Annotated in this window: 1 protein-coding gene; it reads right to left on the bottom strand. The window is 59.2% G+C overall.

The window, feature by feature from the left end; all coding sequences use genetic code 11:
* The coding region (locus J5M71_RS28555; protein ID WP_207839024.1) for an MFS transporter at positions 1–376 on the bottom strand (376 nt) is incomplete at its 3' end.
* Positions 377–444: the final 68 nt, after the last annotated feature.

The following is a 444-nucleotide window of genomic DNA, read 5'->3' as shown; positions in this document are numbered from 1 at the left end:
GAATAAAGCGCAGCACGTAGAAACTGGTTTCACCTTGAACAAACGCCATGGCCATGGCTGCGGCGCCCCAGGTGAACATGATCCGCGTCAGCCAGACCCGCGCGCCGTAGCGCTGCAACAGCATGTTGGACGGCACTTCGAACAGTGCGTAACCGATGAAAAACAGCCCGGCGCCCAGTCCATAAGCCGCTGCGCCGATACCCAGATCGGTTTCCAGATGGCTGCGCACGAAACCGATGTTCACTCGGTCGATGTAGTTGACGATGAACATCACCACGAACAGCGGCAGCACGTGGCGTTTGACCTTGGCGGCGGCGCGGGCGAGCACCGTGATGTCCGTCGGACTCTGGAGGGGTTTGAAGGGGCGACTCCCGATCTTGTTTTCTTAGGGACGACTTGAAGCGATGAGCCGATCATGGACGTCGCACCTTGACCCCGGCTAAA

The organism is Pseudomonas sp. 43(2021), from assembly GCF_017490805.1.
Classification (GTDB): domain Bacteria; phylum Pseudomonadota; class Gammaproteobacteria; order Pseudomonadales; family Pseudomonadaceae; genus Aquipseudomonas.
Note: the sequence above shows the minus strand (reverse complement) of the source record. Positions and strands in the feature narration are given on the sequence as shown.